This is a genomic window from Agreia sp. PsM10 (assembly GCF_030433855.1).
Lineage (GTDB): Bacteria > Actinomycetota > Actinomycetes > Actinomycetales > Microbacteriaceae > Agreia.
The window spans coordinates 57,144-76,010 of the sequence record NZ_JARUXC010000011.1 but is presented as its reverse complement, the minus strand read 5'-3'; the positions used below and the strand labels follow the sequence as shown (position 1 = coordinate 76,010).

Here is an 18,867-nt window from a genome sequence, read left to right as displayed (position 1 = left end):
GGATGATCCTTCGGCGCAGGGCGCTCGCCTGAACTCCGCCCGGTTGCGATGATGGATCATGACCGATGGCCAGAACGACCTGCGGGCGATCGCTCGATCACTGTACGAACTGCCGCCGTCGCAATTCACGGCGGCCCGCAACGAGGCGGCGTCGGAGGCGTCGAAGAACCCCGCCCTGCGCGCGCTCGCGCCCATGCTGAAACGGTTGCCCAGGGCATCCCCGACCGCCTGGGCCGTGACCGCGCTGGCCCGCGACGATGCAGAGCTCTTCGACCGCCTGCTCGATCTCGGCCGGCGCCAGCGCGAGGCGCAGACCGCCCTCGACCCTGTCGAGATGCGCTCGCTCGGCGCCGACCGCCAGCGGCTCGTGGCCGACGCATCGTCGCGGGCGCGCGAACTGGCCGTGCGGGAGGGGGTCGTGCTGAGCGGCTCCGCGCTCATCGAGGTCGGTCAGACGCTGCAGGCGGCGATGACAGACGAGGATGCCGCGGCCGCGGTGCGCGGCGGGCTTCTGGTGCGCGGTCTCACCGTCTCGGGGTGGGAGCCGGTGGCGCTCGCGGGCGCCGAGGCCCTGCCTGCGGATGGAGTGCTCGACGCTGTCGGCCGAACGACGGGCCGTGCGCGGTCGAGGCGGGCGAACGCATCCGAGGCCGCCACCGAGGCGGCGGCCCGTGAGCGCAAGCAGGCCGAGGACCTGGCCTGGCAGGCCGTCGACGACGTCGCGGTCGCGCGGGCCCGGGTCGCGGAGGTCGACGAGGCGCTCGACGGGCTCGCGGAGCGTCGCACGGAGCTCGAGGCGGAGAGGGCGGAGATCGAGGAGCAGCTTCGGGGTGTCGAAGCCGACCTGGCCGAGGTGTACCACGAGACCCAGCTCGCGAATCGCGAGAAGAAGTCTGCGGATCGCGATCATGTGCGCGCTGCTCGGCGGGCGAAGCAGGCCCAGGAGAAGCTCGATGGGCTCGGATGACCGCGTCGGGGGTGAAACAGGAGGTGAAAGACCGCCGCTTTCGCCCACCGGTTATCGAGCATTCCTTATCTTTAATTCCGAGGCGCCGGCCCAACCCCCAAATGGGCCGGCGCTTCCTCACGTTCCGCTTCGGTTCGAGGCCCGATCCACCGGCTCTCGGCCGTGAGCCAGCGAATGCACAGGCCGGCCAGCAGCGAGCCGAGGCCGCCCACGGCCAGGTCGCCGATGGTGTCGGTGTAGCCCACGAAGATGTCCGAGTCGATGAAGGTGTGACCGGCCCACTCGCCCATCTCCCACAGGACTCCGGCGGCGAGGCCGAACACCGTCGTCAGCAGGGCCGAGCGAAGAAGCGACGGCGTTCCCGCTGCGACGTCGGGCACGACGCCCGTGCGGGCCGCCACGACGAAGAAGAGCGCGGCGAGCAGGCCGTTGGCGGCGAAGTGGATCACGATGTCGAGCCAGTCGATCGACGTGTACAGCTCGAACACGCCGCTCCACGCGGCCACGAGCAGTGTGCCGCCCACCGCGATGTCGAAACCGGGCCGCAACCCGAGAAAGCGCGGCACGAGCATGCCGAGAAGGGTGAGTGCGAAGACCGCCACCTCCACGAATCCCCAGTGGATGCCGCCGATCACGATGCTGACGACGCCGAGCGCGCGGAGGACGTCGGCAGCCAGCTCGGCACCGCCGCGCGGTCGCCGCAGGAAGGTCTCGGTGATCACGCTGGAAGATTACCCGGCGGTGCCGTCCGCGGGCAGGGCCTTGCCAGGGCGCACGAGAACCTGCACGGGCTCATGGTCGGATGCGGCTGCGCCGTCGAAACGCGAGGCATTGATGGCCGCCTCACGAACCTCGATGCCGGGGCTCACGAGGATCCAGTCGATGCGTTTCCTGCCGGTTCTGGGCGCACGGTAGTTCGAGAAGGTGCCCCACGGGGGCGTGAGCCGCACGCCGGCCGTGGCCCAGGCATCCACGAGCGGCCCGGCGTCGCCGGCGATCGCCTCGAACGGAGCAGTGCCGACGTCGGTGTTCGTGTCGCCCATCACGATGACGGGTTCGTCGCTCGATGTGGCGAGCGCGGCGAGCTGCTGGGCCGAATGCAGCCGGGCCCGCCGGGCGATGTGGTCGAAGTGGGTGTTGATCACGCGCAGCGGCTCTCCGGTCTTCACGTCGATGAACCGGGCGACGACCGCGATGCGCGGAATCATGTTGCCCCAGGAGCGCGACCCCGCGACATCCGGTGTCTCCGACAGGGCGATCTGACGCCAGCTCTCGAGGTGCAGGCGGCGCGAGTCGTAGAAGAGCGGGCATCCCTCTCCGGTGCCGTCGGCGTTGCGCCCGTAGCCGATGCGGCGATAGTGGGGGCCGAGCACGGCCGAGATGAAGAGGGCCTGGTCGGGCAGGGCCTCCTGCGTTCCGAGCAGGGTGGGGCGTTCGCGCGAGAGCAGCCGGCGGATCAGCGGCTGCCGCCTCGACCAGAGGTCGGGGCTTCCGGGGGTGTTCTGCCGCATGCGACGCCGGATGTTGTAGGTCATCACATGCAGATCGGGAGCGTGGGCTTCGCCGAAGATCGGGGCGTCTGTCATGGGGTCAGCGTAGGCCGGGATGCGCGGCTGTTGCTGAGCACGCCGCGCGTCAAGGGGGTCATTCTGTTCGCACCCTGCCCGTACCGTCGAAGGAGTACAGACAAGTTGATACCGCACTATGAGGAGTTGTAAACATGCCCCAGATCATCGAGACCGTCGACGTTTCTGTTCCCGTCTCCGTCGCCTACAACCAGTGGACGCAGTTCGAGGAGTTCCCCAAGTTTCTCGACGAGGTCGAGTCCATTCAGCAGGTGACCGACACCCTGACCGAGTGGAAGATCAAGGTCGGCCCCGTCGAGCGCACGTTCGAGGCCAACATCACCGAGCAGCACCCTGACGAGCGCGTCGCCTGGACGAGCACGGGCGGCGAGGTCGACCACGCCGGCGTCGTCACGTTCCACAAGCTCGCTCCCACCGAGACCCGCGTGACCGTGCAGCTCGACTGGGAGCCCACCGGCCTGCTCGAGAAGCTCGGTTCGGCCGTGGGCGTGGGCGGCCACGCGGTGAAGAAGGACCTGAAGAACTTCAAGGAGTACATCGAGTCGGAGGGCCACCCCGACGGAGCATGGCGCGGCGACGTCGAAGCCTGATCACTCGCCCGTAACGAGAGGCCACCCCGCTCGGGGTGGCCTTTCTCGTGCTGCGTGCAATCCGATTCCGTCGCGGCGCCGAATCGTGAGAATACGTCGTTTACGGAGCTCTGTGAAGTCCCTTGCAAAGGAACATGACGCTCTGTAGCGTTGCCGCACGAATAAATGAGCATCACTCAACCCAATTCGATCGCGTCTGCGATCATTCGAAGGAGCGAAACGCCAGTCATGACTTCCGCCATCATCGAACATCACGGTGCCCGCCGCGCCTACATCCTCCAGACGGATGCTGATGAACGAACAAGCCGCCTCGCCACGGTCTACCGCATGAGCGACGGTTGGCACGCGAAGCTGAGCGACGACCACTCGAGGAACGGGTGGTCGGGCCCATACGGCTCGCCCGAAGAGGCCTTGACGCAACTCATCGCCTAGGTCGATCACAGGGAGGCGGAATCCGCAAGGGTCACGCCGAAACTGCCCCCAGTATTAGACAACTATCTGAGAGATCCTTATCTTTGATGGAGAGGAAGGCGTCGGTTCGCCCCCCAAGTTCGAGCCGGCGTCTTCCCCCTAGACTCTCCTCGCACCGGTTTCCTCCAACGGATGCGGCTCACCCCCTATCTGCTCGGATGCCATGACCACCCCAGTGCCCGCACGTGCCCACGCCAACATGTCTGTAACGGAGCGCGAGCTCACGTTCGACTCCCTTCTCGCCGAGTTCGGCGAGCTCGAGGAGGTCCAGGTGCCCGCAGCCGAGTTCGTGCCCCCGGCCGCCTCGGCGCCCGCAGCCGACTCCCTGCCCGCGGCATTCGAGATGCGGTCGACGCCGGTTCCGGATGCTGCCGCCCCGAAGCCCGTGATTGCCGGCACCCCTCGGGCTGCGGGGCCCACGTGGGCCGCGCGTTCGCGTGCTCTTCTGTCGCGCCTGCGGGCTGCGTCGTCGCCCGAGGTGCTCAAGCTCGGCGGCCTGATCGTGGTCGCCGCACTCAGCCTGACCCTGGTGTTCGTCGCCCTCTCCCGCTGACGACTGCGTAGCGTGGAGGCATGACGTCCACCACTCTGAAGCGCCTCCTTCTCGCGATCGCCGTCGTCGCCGTCGTGGCGGGGTCGGTGATCGCAGTCATCTCCGCGTCGCAGCCCCTCTCCTTCGGATGGGTGGCGTACGCGCCGCTCTCGGGTGACATGTTCCGGCCCGGAGCCGTGCAGGTCGTCGCGCCCATGACGGCTCTCGGCCTGGTGATAGCCGTGCTCGGCCTGCTCGCGGGAGCCTTCTGGGCTGGCCTTGCCGTGGGCGCTCGCACGCGGCCTCGACCCGAGGGCACCTCGCCTCGCGCCTGATCCATCCGTCAGAAAGCGCTCGTAATCGGGCGGCGAGTACGGGCATTTAGCGACGAGTCGATGCACTATGGATCGAAATCGGAGTGTGCTTACCCGTTCTCGTCAGGCTCCAGGGCCAACCCGGTCTCGGGGTCTGCCGGGCGGGAGTCGCCCAGCGTGATGTCGCCGGGTTTGAAGAGTCCCAGGGTGATCTGCTCGGTGCGCATGCGTGCAGACAGATCTGCCACAGCCACTCGGAGGTACGGCCACGCTGCCATGATCGCAACCCGCTCAATGAAATCGCGGCGGATGTCTTCAGACGATGCAACCTCGACCTCCGACTCGTAGTCGGTGACGATATCAACGTGGTAGACGGCATCTTTCGCCTCCACCGTCGTAGAGAGGCGAACACTCATCGCCTTGGCGTGGTACCGAGAAAATATGTCGTGGCTGAGCCGCGGGCCCTGGTCGAGATCGACGTCGTCGTTGCTGACGCGTTCGACCGAGAGATTGACGTAGTAGATATCGTCGAGTGACATGAGCTCCAGCAGATGCCGTGTGTCGCTGACTTCTACTGGCTGAGGCTGCTCTAGGTCGTCAGTCATGAAACCGACGCGCGTTGCCAGCCGACCGCGTCATTGGCTTGCGCTCGAATATGACGGGGAACGCCGAACCGCCCGCGTGTGACAGACGAACCAGCGAGCTCCCACCCGTCGAAGCCAGACGCACCACGGCGATCCTCTTCGACAGAGTGGGCGACCACCGCGCCGATCGCGAGGGCGTAACGTCGAATGGTCGACAGCTTCGGGTCGTTGTCGTGCCTCTCGAATGCAGAGATCGTGGCCTGCGTGACGCCCAGACGGTCGGCAACATCGCGCTGGCTCATGTTGAGGCGGATGCGAAGATCAATGAGATCTCGCACCAGGTACGCGTCGTTCTCAGTGAGAGTCAGGGCGAGTCGCTGCGAGGGAGATGACAGATCTGCACCCAGGAGTTCTGCGAGGGTTGACATAGACCGCAGTCTATAACGTCGGAGGTATCAGAGCGCAAGGCCCCAGTTGTTGCGCTCGCCCGCCCGGTACCGCAGGGCCGCCAGACTTATCTGGGCGTCCTGGGCCTCACGGATCTCATGATCGAGGCCAGTGACCGCCTTCTCGTGAAAATGCAATCCGATCAAGATCGACGGGAGTGAGGTCGGCTCGGCGTGGCATAGGCGAAACAGCCGTCGCCCGAAATTCCAGCGGAGTTCGAAGAGGCTCGGATCGAGAATGATCGGGCCAATGTCTGTGCCCTCAGGGTCGAGGTCACCTCGGGCTGCCATTTCCATAGTGACGGTGTACGCCGCTATTCGCATCTCGCGCTCGAGCGGGGAAAGCCCCGTCAGCGATTCTTTGATTTCGTCGAAGATGTCGATCGCGGGAACCGGATTCATGTGCCATGTCATCGGAACTCGTTGGCGTTGGGTGCAACGCGACCGCTGGGCGCCTTTCATCGGTCTACGCCATTGCTCAGATTACGAAGGGGCAACTTCATGGGTGAAGTATGTCAAAGGCCCATGACACGGTGCTCGTTCCCACCGGCTGGCAGCTGATCCGCCCTCCTCGCCCGTCGCTCGACGACGACTCCGAAGACCAAGACACTGCGCACCTACGCGTTCACCGCCGCTGCGGCTCACGCACCTAGGCACTCGGAGTACCAAGATCCGTCGCGCGTGTCGGCGCTTTCGATTGCCAGGCCCGAGGCGATCCGACAGCATCGAGAGGTGATCAGCACCACGAAGCGCCTGCCCGCCCGCGCCGCCCTCGTCGTCGGCGGGGCGGCGGCGCTCCTCCTGCTCGCCGCATGCGCTCCCGCTGCGAGTGATTCCGACAATGGCGAGTACATGCTGGTCCCGTCGTCTACGAACCGGGCGTCCGGTGAGGCGTCGGCAACGCCAGCACCACCCACAGGGCCGGGTGGCATCGCGGCCGAAGACGCCCCGCTGGCTCAGCTGTGGGCCTTGGCCGACTCCGAGGTGGGCGACGAGCCGAGCACCCTGGCGGGTGGCCCCGGGGTCGGACTCGCCGACTTCTCTGCGGCGATCGCGACCCGCTGCTACCCGCAGCTGGCCGATGCCGAGAAGACAGAACTCGACGGGCTGAAGGCGGCCTACGAGTCGCTGGCGGGAGCCGACGCCGCAGACCCGGCGCACGCGTACTTCGTTCGGGCAACAGAACTGTGCATGTAGGGAGGGCAGTGCGCCGCCGGCTGGTCGCTGGCGTGCTCGGCGCGCTGCTGGCGACTGCGGCTTCAGGCTGCACCGCCGTCACACACGTCAGCGCGCCGCCGCCGCCGGTTCCCCTCTTCACGCAAGAAGAACTCGTCGTCGAGTTCACGACGTGCATGCAGGGCAAGGGCTGGGAGATGGAATCAGACCCCGAGGAGGGCAGCAGTTCACCGAAGTCGGTGATCATGGATGGTCAGCCGCACGACTACGCGAGCGACGCCGATGCCTGCAGCGCACTCGGCTCCCAATCCACGTACGCCGACTACTCTCGCGACGAAAGGCGAGGCATCTACGCGAATCTTCTCGGCTCGCGTGACTGCCTGATCGGATTGGGCTTCGAGATCGACGACGGCCCCGGATTCGAGCACTTCGACGCGAGCGACGCGGAGTGGACGCCGCTCTCCGACGTGCCGCACAGCCAGTTCAGCGAGGCAGAAGAGATCTGCCCGCCACCTTTCTTCTAGGCGGGCTGCACTCGAGTGCGGTCGGGCCGGGCACGTCCCGACTATGCGCGGCGGCGACGCGAAGCGGCAAGAAGCAGCGCACCCGCTGCAGCAGCCAGTCCGCCGAATCCGACGATCAGCATGCCGTCGAAGCCCGTCGAGGCGAGCTTCGGGCTGCCGGCGACAGTGAAGGGAACCGTTCCATTGACAACGGGTGAGGTGGTCGCGGGGGTGGTCGTTGGCGGAATGACCGGTGTGGTGGTGAACACGATCCTGGTCGAGGCGATCGGGCTCGTCTCATCGCCGTCCTGCGTCGTCTGTGTGAAGGACACGCCGTCCGGACCGGGCTGCACTGTGGGGGTCGGGGAGCTCGCGAAGACATTCGACCCGGAAGTGCCCGTCGGGGTGCCCGCTCCGATGAGAGTGAGAGTGCCGGGGGCGGGGATCGGTTCGGAGTAAACCGCTCCTGAACCGATGGCAGCACCGCCTGTGAGGCTGATCGCCGTGACGTCTCCGCCCGAGATCGTGACGTTGCCGCCTGCGCCCAGGAATCCACCGCCGATACCGGCTCCCTGCGCTCCGGTGGCGACGACGACTCCGCCGGTGATGATGACGATGCCTCCGCTGGCGGAGGTGGCAGCACCGATTCCCGGGCTCCCGCAGGTTCCGGTTGCCGTGACCGTGCCGCCGTTGATCGTGACCGGGCCGACAGCCGTGCTGTACTCGCCCGCGCCGATACCCGCTCCGCAGTCGAGGGTGGTGGCTGTCACCTGACCGCCGTTGATGGTGATCGGTCCACTGCTTCCGTACTGGCCTCCGCCCAGCGCCGCGCCGTCGAACCCGCTGACCAGGTCGATGGTTCCACTGTTGATGACGATGGTTCCCGAGTCGGAGTTCGCGCTGCTTCCGACTGCGGCACCTCCGCTCGAGGTCGTGAGGTTCAGGGTTCCGCCGCCTGTCGCCTCGACCGTGAGCGTCTCGCCAGTGCTGACGTCGATGACCGCCGTGCCGTCGCCCGAGCCCGGATTGTCCACGGTGAGGCTGTAGCCGTTGAGGTCGAAGGTGACGGCGGCGCCGGCAGGAACGTCGATCGAGTCGTCGGGACCGCCATTCGTCGTTCCCGTATGGGTGATGTCTGCACCGAGGCAGATGACTGCTCCTGTAGCGGGAGCCGCCGCGAACGCGGCCTGCAGGTCGCTCCAGCTGGTCGGCGACGACGTGCATGTCGCGGCCTGGGCGGGAAGAGCGGTGAGCGCTCCGCCCAGAACGACGGTCGCTGTCGCAACCAGAGCGGCGACGCCGCGAACGCGCGCGCGAGATGTGTTGTGCAAGGGGGTGCTCCTCAGAGTCGGATGTTGCAGGGGCCATGGCAGCCGGCTGCGTGTGCGCCGACAGTGCCGGCGCGCTCCTGAAGACCCCCACAGCCCCAGGATGAGCGTCTGTTCGACCGGTGCATTCCCCGCTGGCGACTGCGTTGTCCGATCGAATCGACACTCAATTCTGAAACGCTAGCATTCTTCACTTCTTTGATGTGCGCCTATTTCGGGAACAAGGCCTGAACCGTCCGCTGATAATCTGAGCCGACATCGCGCGGCCCGCCGGGGAGCCGCCGTCGATGCGTCAATCGGGGGGTTGAGATGGTGGTTCTGTTCGGTGCGCGCGTTCGCAGGTCGCTCGGCGCGGGTCTTGTCGCGGTGGCGCTCGGCGCATCCGCTCTTCTCGCGGGCACGCCGGCCACGGCGGCGGCGGATGCACCCGCCGCGATCCCCGTGACGTTCTCGACGGTGACCGGCGACAGCGGCCGGTTCTATCCGACGGTCGAGATCATGCTCGGAACGAACCCCGACCCATACACCGTCATTCTCGACACCGGCTCGACCGCGCTGGTGATGTTCGAATCGACGATTCCCGGGGCGACGACGACGGATGCTCCGGCGAGCGTCGAGTACGTCGGCAACAGTCTGTCGGGAACGCTGTCGGTGGCCGACTTCTCGATCGGCGGCGCGACGGCGAGCGACGTCGCGTTCCTCTCAGGCCCGTGCCCGACATGCAGCTTCGGGGGAGCACCGGGCATCGACGGCGTCATGGGTGTGGGGCAGGCGCTGCAGGTGCAGACCGGAAAGACGAGCAAGATCGACTACGACTGGTTCAGCCCGCTGATGCAGCTCGACGACACGACCCTGGCGCAGGGCTTCACGATCGCCTTCACCACCACCGACGGCACGCTCACTCTCGGGGCGCCGACGCTGGTCACGGGAGAGACGGGCGTGACCGAGATGCAGGCCGGCAAGACGACAGACGTCTACCCGACCGCGCTGAAGTATCCCGTCTACGACAAGGCCGTCGACCTCTGCTGGCAGGTCGAAGACGTGGCCCCGCTGTGCCAGGCGACGACGATCGACACCGGTGCGCCCACGGGGCTGCTGACCGGTTCGCAGTTCGCCGGCCTCATCACGCCGCCGGCCGACGCGGCGAGCCTGCCCGCCCAGTCCGCGCTCGCGGCCCTGCCCGATGGAACCGCCCTGAGGTTCAGCACGTCGAGCTCGGCCACCCCCTTCGCCAGCTGGGTGACCACGAACACCCGGCACGAGATGATGCTGTACAACTCCATTCCCGATGGCCACCTCAACACGGGCAACGCCTTCTTCCCCGATCGCACCGTCGGCTACCACTACGAGACCGGTCGCATTCTGGTGCAGACCAACGGCACCCCGCCGGATGCCCCGGCCACCGTCACGACCACGGCATCCGATGGGGCCGTCACCGCGTTGTGGACCGACCCCGACCCCGACCTCGAGTCGCAGCCCGTCGCGACCGAGAATCGCCTCGTGAGGGTGCGCGACGCATCCGGCGCGACCGTGCAGCGGTTCACCCTGACCGGAGACGCCACGTCGACGACCATCACCGGCCTCGAGAACGGGCGCAGCTACACGGTCGACGTGGCCTCGGCGAACCGCCACGGCATCAGCGAGTACAGCTCGGCCGATCCGGCGGTGCCGTTCGCCGCGCCGAAGCCCGCCTTGGCGGCCACCGGGGTCGACGCGACGGTCGGCATCTGGATGGCCCTGGCCCTGCTGATGGCCGGGTCGGCGGCGGCGCGTGCGGCCCGCCGCCCCCGCGCTGCGACCCCGCGTATTTAACCGACCTAACAGGTCGGCGCGCCTCTTCTTATGAGAATCTCTCGTTCGACTCACATTGGCGCGAGTGTGAAACGTTCTGTATCGGCAAATACGAGACTCAATTTACCAACCGATGCACAACATAGTGAGTAAAAGTATTGATTTAAGAGCGAGTGACGCTTTAGTTTTGAGTGACCGCACGCGTTGCAGAGTGGGTGCGGTTCAGGTTGTGGGGGCAACCGACTAATCAGATTTTGAGGATATTTCTCGTACCGGCGTAAGGCAATTCTGTCTTTCGTATCTCTTCAGGTAACGAGCAGTAACTCAAATGTCACTTCGAACGATGAAGGTCGTTCACAGCGCCCCGAAAGGACGACGTGCTCCACACAGCCAAATCAAGACGAGGTTCAGGCGGGTTGAGGCGATTCCTCGCGGCCCTCACCGTCGCACTACTTGCCATCCTGGGTGTGGTCAGCATGCCCACGGCCGCCAACGCCGCGGCAGGAGACTACGAGTTGACCCTGACTGGTCCGGAGAGCGGCACCATCGAGCTCGGCGACACGTACAACTACGTCGCCACCTTGCAGTTCGAGGGTGTCGACAGCAGCAATCCGGCGACTGGAGCTGTCCTGACTACGACGCTGCCGGAGGGCACGACGTTCACCTCTGTACCGTCCGGGCCGGGACAGACCGTCGCCAGCTACACGTATGACGAGGCGACACGTGTGCTCACGCTGACGCTGAATGACACAACCGAGTCGGTCGTGAGCATCGCGTACACGGTGTCGCAGGTCGAAAACTACAAGAAATACGAAAACTTTCCGCTGGTGACCTCTATGTCGGGCATGGGCGGGCCGAGTGGATCCGTGACCTCCGACGAGGTAACGACCCTCGTCACGGGTGATAACGACTACGACACTTCTAAGCGATCCACGACGATCGCTGGGAGCGACAACCGAACCGTCACTTACTACTTCAATATCGGCACAGCCCACCCCAACTCGAATTCGACATTTACGTCGTACTCGCAGACGCTGACGGACTCCCTCCCCGCCGGGGCTGAGCTCGTGGGAGCTTCCTCGACCTGGAACAACGGTTCGTGGGACACGTCTGCTTTCCCGGACGTGACGTGGACCCGCACGGGAACGTATGGACCGTCTCAGAACCAGCTCGACACCTCAGGACAGCAGATCTGGATTACCGTCCACTATCCCGAGACCGTTCCCGGTTGGGAGCTGGGCCAGCAACCGCCCCTGAACACCGTGGATCTCGCCACGACTGATGCGAAGGGCACCCCGCATGACGGAGCGTCGGCGAGTGCCCAGAGCATCCCGTTCGGGCCGACCGGCGGCGTATCCGTTGGCGCGACAAAGAGCGACGCAGGGCAGAGCAGCGCCGGATTTCTCAGTCACCTGACTCAGACAGCCGGTTCCTACATTGGCCCGGGTGGAAGCCCAGACATCGATCAGCTGGTTCTTACCGACTCCGGGGCGACGGGCTCTCCCAACGAGTCGTGGTTCAACCACGCAGACATCAAGCAGCTGTTCCTGACGTTCTCCACCAGCCTCCAGTCCCTCGACCTTCCGTACTTGCTCGAGTACCAGATCGATGGATCGTCGACCTGGTCCACGTTCACTGGTTTTCCAACCGGCAATTCGGGAACTACCAGCCAATCTCTCGTCATCGCTGTCCAGACCGACGGATCCACGTCGTGGCAGTCTGCGGCCACCCAGGGTGTGCTCAATCTCCCTGTCGGCTCCACTCTGACCGGATGGCGACTCACCGTCGCTCCGGGTGCTGAGACGGTTCCGATCAATGTCGAGGCTCAGGTTCGAATGAGCTTCCAGCCCGTCTTCCGCGGCGTTGATCAGGGCATCGCGTCGAGCGACACGCCTGCCGCGACGTCTCCCGGAGCTCAGACAAATACGGTCACAGTCGAGGCCGGCGCGCTGACCAACACCGCCAGCCACGCATACACACCCAGCGACTCCGTCTACATCACGACGCATGTTGACGCGCCTACGGCCTTGTCGGTCGGTGGTAGTGGTGTTGTCACCGCCGGCATCGTGAACCAGAACCCGTCCGAGACATACACGGACTCCACGATGTCGGTGGTTCTCCCGTGCGGCGTGCTCTACGATCCGTCTCAGCCCATCTCCATCGAACCGAGCACGACGGGTATCCCGGCGACACCCGCAATCGGCGCTGGAGCTACGGTGGATGCCTCGGGCCGAGTCACGGGAGCCGACGGATGCGAGCAGCAGGTTGTGGAGTTCAGCTTCGACTCGTTGCCTCCCATGCGCCCGCCCGGTGTCGCCAACAGTCGACTCGCCGAAGCCTATGGATGGACCTACGCGATTCCGGTGACGGCGATCGCTCAGGCCTACAAGCCGTCTGAGACCTCGGTGCGCACGACCTCGTGGGCGACATCAGCCGATCCACGATTCCTGTCGACCGCGGCTGGCGGAACGAACTCCGCAACGGTGCCCATGACCGGCTACGGACCGTTCTTCACGGCGGACTCCTACGACTTCGATCCCGCTCGTGGAAGTATCGCCTTCTCGCCGGACATCACCACGATCAACACCGCCGGTGGTCTGCTCATCTCCAAGCTGTCGGCCGCGTCGCCGACGGGCCCGTGGGGTCTGAACACCACGGTCGGAACGGAGGCGTATTGGCAGATCCTGGTCAACGACATCCTGCCTAACCCGGTCACCGGTTCCGTGTTCTTCGACAAGCTGCCCAGCATCGCCGATGGTGATGACTTCGACACTCAATTGTCGGGCGCGGTGACCGGAGCGCCGGACGGCGCGACCGTGGAGTACTCCACGAACGCGACCTCGGCGACCACGGGAACATGGACGAGTGACCCGACCGGAGCGACCGCGTTCCGAGTCTCGGTTGCGAGCCTCACCATCGGGAACACCTTCACTCTCGTGGTTCCGACGACGGTGCTCGGTGACACGAGTTATGGAGAGACAGCGGACAACACCGTTTCGGCATCCGGTACGTACAACGGAAACGCTGTCGCGTTCTCGTCGAACCCCGCTGCAGTGAACGTTGTGGCCTCCCCGTCGTTGTCTGTCGTCAAGAAGACGAACGGCATCGAGTACACGGAGGCACCCGGTGCCCTCGTGGCGGTCGGCTCGACCGTTACCTGGACCTACGACGTCACCAACACCGGTGACACCCCGCTCGGTGATGTCGCAGTCAGTGATGTGTTCACCGCGGGCGACGGGTCGACCGGAACGTTGACACCCACGTCGACGGTCACGGGACTGCTGCTGCCGGGTGAGACACGCACCTTCACGGCAACCGGTCTCGCCATCGAGGGCCAGTACCAGAACACCGCAACGGCGGTCGGAACGGCAGTCGACGAAGAGGGCGAAGCCCTCCCCGTCCAGCCCACTCCCGCCGTCGACGACTCCTGGTACCTGGCCGGCGACTCCGGCCTGAGCATCGTCAAGACCACCAACGGTGAGGACGTCGACTCTGCACCGGGTCTGCCGCTCACGCCGGGCGACGAGGTCGACTGGAGCTACACGGTCACGAACACCGGTTCGCTTCCGCTGACCGACGTTCTCGTCGAGGACTACGATCATGACGGCGAGCTGGTGTTCAGCGACACGATCCCGGCACTGGCCCCGGGCGAATCGGTCACATTGAACGCTTCGGGCACTGCCATCGAAGGCCAGTACCACAACACGGTCACCGCGACCGCGGAGGATCCCGCCGGAGGCGAGACCCCACTCGTTGCGGCGGATGACTCCTGGTACTTCGGAGTGATTCCAGGGCTCGACATCGAGAAGCAGGTGAGCAAGTCGGCGAGCGGGCCTTGGTCCGAGACAGTTGAAGTGACCACGGGTGATGCTTCCTATTGGCAGATCGTCGTCACCAACACGGGGAACTCCACGTTGACCGATGTCGTGGTGACCGACGACGAGCTCGACGAGACCGTCGAGGTGGGAACTCTGGCTGCCGGTGAGAGCCGCACCATTCCGCTGACTCTCGATCACACGACACGAGCGTTCACGAACGTCGCTGTCGCAACGGGAGTCGCGCTCGATGGAAGTGAACTCGATGCCTCCGACGACGCCTCCGTCACCGTCGTGGCTGCGCCGGTCGCAACCCCGGCCCCGGGTTCGCCGTCGGGTCTGGCCCTGACCGGTCTGACTATCACTGGAGCTCTTGTGGCAGGCGCGGGCCTGTTGCTCGCCGGTTTCGTTCTGGTGATGCGCCGCCGCCGCACCACGGAGGAGTAGGCGCTCCGTATATCTGAAACGTTGCGGGCCCCGGGAGCAATTCCGGGGCCTGCAGCTGTTTGTTCAGGGGCGACGGCGACCGCTCAGGCCGGGCGGGCCACGGTGTCGGCCCGGCGGCGCAGCACGGCGTGACCGATCGCTGAAGCGATAGCCGCGACGCCGACGGGCACGAGGATGCCGCCGACAATTACGGCGACGACGGCGATGCCCACCGAGGGAACGAGTCCGACGGCGAGGTAGGCGACGAAGAGGAATGCCAGTACCAGAAGAGCCAACCAGGCGAGTCCCGGCAGGCGCCGGAACGCGATCCACGCAACACTGAGGCCGACCGCGGCCACCCAGATCGCCGGGCCCAGCAGGAGCCGCCAGTTGCCGCTCAGAACGTCGGGGAGGAGTGAGGGGCCGCCGAGCGCGAGGTCGTCGTTGCCCACGAGAAGCGCGCAGGCGACGAAGAGCGAGACGACGCCGATGATGAGACTGATCCAGGCAAGCACGCGCATGTTGTCTCCTTGAAAGATTGGCTGTAGTCGCAGAAGGTAACACCGCGATGCCTATGCGTCTAGCCCACGCGGTTCGGGAGGCGGTCTGTGAATGATGGATGTGTTGAATCGGTTCCCAAGACCGGTGCAACGGTTCGTCTTCCGCCGACACTGGGGGCGAACACCCGAAGGCTCCTGAGTTTGGCCCATGCCAGACGCGGGGGCCTTCACATGTCTTCGGCGCCGCTCGAGTAGGCCGTCCGCGGCTCTGCGCTGATCGAGTAGGCCGTCCGCGGCCGTATCGAGATCACCGCCCACACGCCTCTTCACCCGAATGCCACCAGAAATGGGGCCCAGATTTCCCTAACGCAAGATCGTTGATCGAGCTACCCTCAGTGGTAGGGGCAGCGTCGTCTGACAACATCAGGCGTCGCCGGCGTCTCACGGGTGTCAGAGGCTCGAAGCTGGTCCACGATCGGGGGATCACATCGTGGCAACAGAAGGCAACGCAGAGAACGACATTCCGCTCAAGGTCCTGCAGATATTCAAGAATGAAAAGGCTCGGCCCAAGGTTGTCCGTACCTACGACGTCACTATCGGATGGTTAGTCGAGCCCCGCTCGCCTGTTCTGACATGGCTGGCCGTGGATGAGTTCATCGAGAGTGGTAAGACGTCGGTCGACCTGAAATGGCGGTCGAAAAAGCATCAGGTGTCTCTACTCGACCTACGCCCACGGATGGACCTTAACCGGCGCAGCACCAGAAGCGAATCGCGAGCACTCCCGCCGCAGCGCTGACCTCCTTGGCGTGCGCGTTGCAGTGAGGCCCAAGCCGCTTTGGTCTTTCCGGTCAAAACATGATCGTGATTCCGCCAAGATGACCGGTCCTCGGTGCCGACTGATGTGTGGAGGCCGAAGGCTTGACGCTGCCCATAGCGCCTGCAGGGGGCCAGATGAACTGCTGCCCCGACCGTGCGTGCTCGCTCCGAGCGAATCTACCGATTCATCGCTGCCGCTCGTCCGCGCAATAGGTCCGGCGCCCAGCTCGTGCGCTGAATCAGCAGGCAGATATCGCGCATATGTTTCGTCACGGCTTCGAGCTGCTTCCGAAGTTTCTTTACGGGCAGGGCGGAGATTTGCCGGAGCTTGGTGCGCGTTTGACTTCGGACCCATACGCCGGTCGCCGCATCCATCGTTCGAACCAGAATGCCGTGTTCGCATCATAGATTGGCGCGATGAAAGCATCGCTGTGACGCGTTCTGGAGAGACTCCTCGGTCTCCTGAAACGATGCATCCGCGACGAAGCGTGATCGCGCCTGCTCCACCTATTTCTGAAGATTAGCCCGTCGTAACAGTGCTTCGGCGAGTTTTATGCTTTGACCGTCTCGCCAGGAGAGGCTGGTGTTTCAGCTTGCTGCGGTGTTTCGAGAAACTCGGGTATTTACGAGAAAAGAGAGGCTGCGACGAGCGAACCGTTGAATACCACATGCGCGATAATAGCTCCCCCGATGCGACCGGTCAGACCTGCGATCAGAGCCGCCGCCAGGCCGAAGGTGACGGCGGAGATCCCGAGCACGGCAGCGCCGATCGGATTCGCTGCCTGGGTCAGGTGCAGCAGCGCGAAGAGTGCGGCGCTCGTGATGATGGAAAGTACGGTCGCGGACCGGGCCGACAATCGATGAGACCCAGCCTGCAGTAGGGCTCGCTGCAGGAGGCCGCGGAAGAAGAGCTCCTCCACGAAAGGCGCCAGCAACACAGGCGCCAAGATTGTTCCGAAGACCCACCAGCCGTCGTAGACCGTGTCACCGAAAGTCACGCCGAGGCCGCTCATGCGTCCGATGAAGGCGATCTCGATAATGCCCGCGATCGCACGGACCAGGAAGCCGGCACCTACTCCGAGGAGGACATCGAAGAATGTGATCCGCAGGCCCACATCGTGAGCCAGAGATCGTGTTCCTCGGAGGAAACAGGCGACCCCGACAGCCCCGAGAAATGGAACCCAGACAACCGCATAGCTCAGAATCAGGACCAGGTGTCCGTCATAGAATCGTGGGGTTTGAAGCCAGTTCGTGAGACCGGCCATGAGTATTAACGCCGCGCTCAAACCGAATACAGACTCGCCAATGCCCCACCGCCGCTGCGGCGCATCCCCCCGAAGCGCTGTCACAATGCAAACGTAGCGGATGCGTGACTCCGAGACGCGGTCGAGGCAAGCTAGTCTTGAACTTCATCTTGCGGGGGACAATATGGCGGGAAAACCGAGCCGGTCACGACCACGTCGTCTAATCGGCCGAGGGGCAGACTATGTCGCGCTTGGTTTGATTGCAGTTGCGGCCTTGGGTCTCGCAGCCATGGCGTTGTCGGGATTCTCTTTGCGCTCGGGCACTAATCCGTCGCCTACATCGCCGTCGGCGTCAACGAGCTTCGATCTGTCCGAGCCGACGCCGACGCCGATGCCGACGCCGACGCCGACCTCCGAAGCGCCTGTCGGTGCTTCGATTCTGAGCGACCAGATCGCCTCGGCCGAGACCTCGTGGTGGGCCCTGTCGGTATCCGCCGGTCTTGTTCCGGGAGTTATCGAGAGCACTGAGCTCTCTGTTGTCCCCGACGCTCCGACGCTTTTGACTACGGCCGAGGTAGCAGTCCGTTTGGACGCAGTTCCCACCTTGAGCGGCTTCGTTGTAGTGCAGGCCGGCGCGGGCGACATCAATAACGGCACTGATGCGACGGTGGCAATTAGTAACATTCAGGCTCTGTGGCAGGCGGTGCAGGCTCGCGGCGGCGTGCCGGTCGTGGCACTTGCACCGCCGTCGGATGTCTACGGTGCCGAGGTGATCGAGCTCAACGGTTTACTTCAAACCTCCGCTGCCGCAAATGGCTTCGGCGTACTCGACCTCTACACACCCGTCGCAGCACCCGATGGCTCGTGGGCGGACGCCTATTCGATCGACGGTGTTTCAGCGGATGCCGCGGGTGCGCAGCTTCTTGCGCAGACGGCTATCACCCAGCTGCCACAGCTGGTGACACCAAAGTAATGCGCCCGTAACCCTGAAGCAGTATGGTGAATCCACCAACTGGGGGGAGTTGAACATGGGTGAGGTCTACCTCGAAAACGAAAGCGACAAGGTCGCACTGATTTTGCGTAACGCTGGGGCTGGGGCTGGGGCTGGGGCTGGGGCTGGGGCTGGGGCTGGGGAGCCTGTTCGAGTGGCTACCGTCTATCTCATGGCGGACGGCTGGCATGCGAAGAGTGCCGACCTGCACACGAGGCATGCGTGGTCTGGGCCTTACGCGTCCCCAACAGAGGCCCTGGCGGCCTTTACGATGCGCATCACGGCGTAAGCTCTTGAACGATTGGGCAGTCGCTGAGAGCGATCCTCGATGACTTCGACGCTGGTCGAAGCAGCTTTAGAGCCATTCGGCTGGTTCTCGCCGTGGTAATGATCAGTTGGCACTAATGATGCGCGAATTGGCTAGGGCTGATTCTCATAATTGGCGATTTGTTGGGCGCATCATCCAAATTCGCTATGGTCTCGTCTGCCACAGCCGGGTAGGTTGGCACCAACCGAGAGAGAGGCATCGCTCTTTACGCTACTGACTCCAGCGGCGTCCAATGACTCGCCGCGAAGTGACTGAGGCGGCGCCTACATGAGCGATGAGACTAGTGCCCGCGTCATCCAATTGGTTGTTCGTAACAAGCCACGCCCGAAGGTGACCAGTCTCAAACAATTCGGGATGCGTACCTGCATTGGGAGCGGTGCATGTCGTAGGTGGATTTCTATGAGCCGCTCATGTAGCGGCCGACCAATGTCGAGATTAGACGGCGATTACTAACCCTTA

General features: G+C 64.6%; 21 protein-coding genes. 12 read left to right on the top strand and 9 right to left on the bottom strand.

The features are described from left to right. Window positions 1–58 precede the first annotated feature (58 nt). The gene (locus QCD70_RS13985) at window positions 59–967 is read left to right on the top strand and encodes a hypothetical protein (RefSeq protein WP_301217302.1); all 909 of its coding nucleotides are present in this window, start codon (window positions 59–61) and stop codon (window positions 965–967) included. A gap of 71 nt (window positions 968–1,038) precedes the next feature. Here the strand turns inward: QCD70_RS13985 and QCD70_RS13980 are convergent, their stop codons facing one another. Beyond that, a complete protein-coding gene (locus QCD70_RS13980; RefSeq protein ID WP_301217300.1) occupies window positions 1,039–1,689 on the bottom strand; it encodes a hypothetical protein in 651 nt (216 codons plus the stop codon). Between the two features lie 9 nt (window positions 1,690–1,698). Beyond that, window positions 1,699–2,553: an endonuclease/exonuclease/phosphatase family protein gene (locus QCD70_RS13975; protein WP_301217298.1), complete on the bottom strand. Its 855-nt coding sequence runs from the start codon at window positions 2,551–2,553 to the stop codon at window positions 1,699–1,701. Window positions 2,554–2,687: 134 nt separating this feature from the next. Here QCD70_RS13975 and QCD70_RS13970 point away from each other — a divergent pair, with 134 nt between their 5' ends. From QCD70_RS13970 to QCD70_RS13955, 4 genes are all read left to right on the top strand, one after another. Continuing rightward, window positions 2,688–3,143, top strand: a complete 456-nt coding sequence (locus tag QCD70_RS13970; protein ID WP_055924409.1) for an SRPBCC family protein — start codon at window positions 2,688–2,690, stop codon at window positions 3,141–3,143. 228 nt (window positions 3,144–3,371) lie between these two features. Beyond that, window positions 3,372–3,575, top strand: coding sequence for a hypothetical protein (locus QCD70_RS13965; protein WP_301217295.1), 204 nt, complete (start codon window positions 3,372–3,374; stop codon window positions 3,573–3,575). A 202-nt stretch (window positions 3,576–3,777) separates the two neighbouring features. Continuing rightward, a complete protein-coding gene (locus QCD70_RS13960; protein WP_301217293.1) occupies window positions 3,778–4,167 on the top strand; it encodes a hypothetical protein in 390 nt (129 codons plus the stop codon). A 20-nt stretch (window positions 4,168–4,187) separates the two neighbouring features. After that, window positions 4,188–4,481 carry a hypothetical protein gene (locus tag QCD70_RS13955; RefSeq protein ID WP_301217291.1) on the top strand — a complete coding sequence of 98 codons (294 nt, stop codon included), beginning with the start codon at window positions 4,188–4,190 and terminating at the stop codon, window positions 4,479–4,481. A gap of 89 nt (window positions 4,482–4,570) precedes the next feature. Here QCD70_RS13955 and QCD70_RS13950 read toward each other — a convergent pair whose 3' ends face one another. Genes QCD70_RS13950 through QCD70_RS13940 form a run of 3 tightly spaced genes read right to left on the bottom strand, consistent with a single transcriptional unit; the run spans window position 4,571 to window position 5,904 of the window. After that, window positions 4,571–5,065, bottom strand: a complete 495-nt coding sequence (locus QCD70_RS13950) for a hypothetical protein (RefSeq protein WP_301217289.1) — start codon at window positions 5,063–5,065, stop codon at window positions 4,571–4,573. After that, the gene (locus QCD70_RS13945) at window positions 5,062–5,472 is read right to left on the bottom strand and encodes a helix-turn-helix transcriptional regulator (RefSeq protein ID WP_301217287.1); all 411 of its coding nucleotides are present in this window, start codon (window positions 5,470–5,472) and stop codon (window positions 5,062–5,064) included. Before QCD70_RS13945 ends, QCD70_RS13950 begins: the two co-directional genes overlap by 4 nt. 27 nt (window positions 5,473–5,499) lie before the next feature. After that, window positions 5,500–5,904: a hypothetical protein gene (locus QCD70_RS13940; RefSeq protein WP_301217285.1), complete on the bottom strand. Its 405-nt coding sequence runs from the start codon at window positions 5,902–5,904 to the stop codon at window positions 5,500–5,502. A gap of 98 nt (window positions 5,905–6,002) precedes the next feature. Between QCD70_RS13940 and QCD70_RS13935 the strand changes: the two genes are divergently transcribed. From QCD70_RS13935 to QCD70_RS13925, 3 genes are all read left to right on the top strand, one after another. Beyond that, window positions 6,003–6,143, top strand: a complete 141-nt coding sequence (locus tag QCD70_RS13935; RefSeq protein ID WP_301217283.1) for a hypothetical protein — start codon at window positions 6,003–6,005, stop codon at window positions 6,141–6,143. A 79-nt stretch (window positions 6,144–6,222) separates the two neighbouring features. Next, complete coding sequence (locus QCD70_RS13930; protein WP_301217282.1) at window positions 6,223–6,687, top strand: hypothetical protein; 465 nt, start codon at window positions 6,223–6,225, stop codon at window positions 6,685–6,687. Window positions 6,688–6,695: 8 nt separating this feature from the next. Continuing rightward, window positions 6,696–7,190 (top strand): hypothetical protein, encoded by a 495-nt coding sequence (locus QCD70_RS13925; RefSeq protein WP_301217281.1) that lies wholly within the window; start codon window positions 6,696–6,698, stop codon window positions 7,188–7,190. 41 nt (window positions 7,191–7,231) lie between these two features. Here the strand turns inward: QCD70_RS13925 and QCD70_RS13920 are convergent, their stop codons facing one another. Beyond that, window positions 7,232–8,500 (bottom strand): hypothetical protein, encoded by a 1,269-nt coding sequence (locus QCD70_RS13920; RefSeq protein ID WP_301217279.1) that lies wholly within the window; start codon window positions 8,498–8,500, stop codon window positions 7,232–7,234. Window positions 8,501–8,806: 306 nt separating this feature from the next. On the opposite strand from QCD70_RS13920, the gene QCD70_RS13915 reads away from it, so the two are divergent. Both QCD70_RS13915 and QCD70_RS13910 read left to right on the top strand, forming a co-directional pair. After that, window positions 8,807–10,309 carry a fibronectin type III domain-containing protein gene (locus QCD70_RS13915; RefSeq protein WP_301217277.1) on the top strand — a complete coding sequence of 501 codons (1,503 nt, stop codon included), beginning with the start codon at window positions 8,807–8,809 and terminating at the stop codon, window positions 10,307–10,309. Between the two features lie 395 nt (window positions 10,310–10,704). Beyond that, window positions 10,705–14,550 (top strand): DUF7507 domain-containing protein, encoded by a 3,846-nt coding sequence (locus tag QCD70_RS13910; protein ID WP_301217275.1) that lies wholly within the window; start codon window positions 10,705–10,707, stop codon window positions 14,548–14,550. Window positions 14,551–14,633: 83 nt separating this feature from the next. Here the strand turns inward: QCD70_RS13910 and QCD70_RS13905 are convergent, their stop codons facing one another. Next, window positions 14,634–15,050, bottom strand: coding sequence for a hypothetical protein (locus tag QCD70_RS13905; RefSeq protein WP_301217273.1), 417 nt, complete (start codon window positions 15,048–15,050; stop codon window positions 14,634–14,636). Between the two features lie 469 nt (window positions 15,051–15,519). Between QCD70_RS13905 and QCD70_RS13900 the strand changes: the two genes are divergently transcribed. Continuing rightward, window positions 15,520–15,825, top strand: coding sequence for a hypothetical protein (locus QCD70_RS13900; protein ID WP_301217271.1), 306 nt, complete (start codon window positions 15,520–15,522; stop codon window positions 15,823–15,825). Between the two features lie 197 nt (window positions 15,826–16,022). Here QCD70_RS13900 and QCD70_RS19250 read toward each other — a convergent pair whose 3' ends face one another. Further along, the gene (locus tag QCD70_RS19250) at window positions 16,023–16,232 is read right to left on the bottom strand and encodes a DIP1984 family protein (RefSeq protein ID WP_367316729.1); all 210 of its coding nucleotides are present in this window, start codon (window positions 16,230–16,232) and stop codon (window positions 16,023–16,025) included. Window positions 16,233–16,468: 236 nt separating this feature from the next. Beyond that, the gene (locus QCD70_RS13895; protein ID WP_301217269.1) at window positions 16,469–17,110 is read right to left on the bottom strand and encodes a CPBP family intramembrane glutamic endopeptidase; all 642 of its coding nucleotides are present in this window, start codon (window positions 17,108–17,110) and stop codon (window positions 16,469–16,471) included. 253 nt (window positions 17,111–17,363) lie between these two features. Here QCD70_RS13895 and QCD70_RS13890 point away from each other — a divergent pair, with 253 nt between their 5' ends. Continuing rightward, complete coding sequence (locus QCD70_RS13890) at window positions 17,364–18,062, top strand: SGNH/GDSL hydrolase family protein (protein WP_301217267.1); 699 nt, start codon at window positions 17,364–17,366, stop codon at window positions 18,060–18,062. Window positions 18,063–18,867: the final 805 nt, after the last annotated feature.

Coding starts and splice junctions, on each gene's coding strand:
- QCD70_RS13985 (WP_301217302.1), top strand. CDS start 59: ATGACCGATGGCCAGAACGACCTGCGGGCGATCGCTCGATCACTGTAC.
- QCD70_RS13975 (WP_301217298.1), bottom strand. CDS start 2,553: ATGACAGACGCCCCGATCTTCGGCGAAGCCCACGCTCCCGATCTGCAT.
- QCD70_RS13970 (WP_055924409.1), top strand. CDS start 2,688: ATGCCCCAGATCATCGAGACCGTCGACGTTTCTGTTCCCGTCTCCGTC.
- QCD70_RS13965 (WP_301217295.1), top strand. CDS start 3,372: ATGACTTCCGCCATCATCGAACATCACGGTGCCCGCCGCGCCTACATC.
- QCD70_RS13960 (WP_301217293.1), top strand. CDS start 3,778: ATGACCACCCCAGTGCCCGCACGTGCCCACGCCAACATGTCTGTAACG.
- QCD70_RS13955 (WP_301217291.1), top strand. CDS start 4,188: ATGACGTCCACCACTCTGAAGCGCCTCCTTCTCGCGATCGCCGTCGTC.
- QCD70_RS13950 (WP_301217289.1), bottom strand. CDS start 5,065: ATGACTGACGACCTAGAGCAGCCTCAGCCAGTAGAAGTCAGCGACACA.
- QCD70_RS13945 (WP_301217287.1), bottom strand. CDS start 5,472: ATGTCAACCCTCGCAGAACTCCTGGGTGCAGATCTGTCATCTCCCTCG.
- QCD70_RS13940 (WP_301217285.1), bottom strand. CDS start 5,904: ATGACATGGCACATGAATCCGGTTCCCGCGATCGACATCTTCGACGAA.
- QCD70_RS13935 (WP_301217283.1), top strand. CDS start 6,003: ATGTCAAAGGCCCATGACACGGTGCTCGTTCCCACCGGCTGGCAGCTG.
- QCD70_RS13915 (WP_301217277.1), top strand. CDS start 8,807: ATGGTGGTTCTGTTCGGTGCGCGCGTTCGCAGGTCGCTCGGCGCGGGT.
- QCD70_RS13905 (WP_301217273.1), bottom strand. CDS start 15,050: ATGCGCGTGCTTGCCTGGATCAGTCTCATCATCGGCGTCGTCTCGCTC.
- QCD70_RS13895 (WP_301217269.1), bottom strand. CDS start 17,110: ATGGCCGGTCTCACGAACTGGCTTCAAACCCCACGATTCTATGACGGA.